This is a genomic window from Salinimicrobium oceani, from assembly GCF_012037645.1.
Window position 1 is genome coordinate 1 of record NZ_JAAVJR010000914.1, and the last position, 391, is coordinate 391.

The window sequence follows — 391 nt, forward strand, 5'->3', positions numbered from 1 at the left end:
CCGCAGATGTTATTGAGCTTCTGCCCATGGCTGCTCTTACCGGGGTTATGATCATGGTGGCCATTGGTACGTTTGAATGGGCAAGTCTTAGGACCTTTCGTAGAATGCCAAAGAGTGATGTGCTGGTGATGGTACTGGTGACTTTTGTGACTGTTGTGCTTCACAATCTGGCGTTGGCTGTGCTTGTTGGAGTAATTATCTCTGCTCTGGTTTTTGCCTGGGATAATGCAAAGAGGATCAGAGCCCGAAAATTTGTTGATGATAAGGGTACTAAACATTACGAAATTTATGGCCCTCTTTTCTTCGGAAGTGTGGCCGCCTTTAATGAAAAATTTGATGTTCTGGGAGATCCCGAAGAGGTGATCATTGATTTTTCCGAAAGTCGGGTGGT

General features: G+C 45.3%; 1 pseudogene. It reads left to right on the plus strand.

Features of this window, described 5'->3' with window-relative positions:
- Positions 1–391: pseudogene (locus HC175_RS20035) on the plus strand (SulP family inorganic anion transporter); the annotation flags it as partial.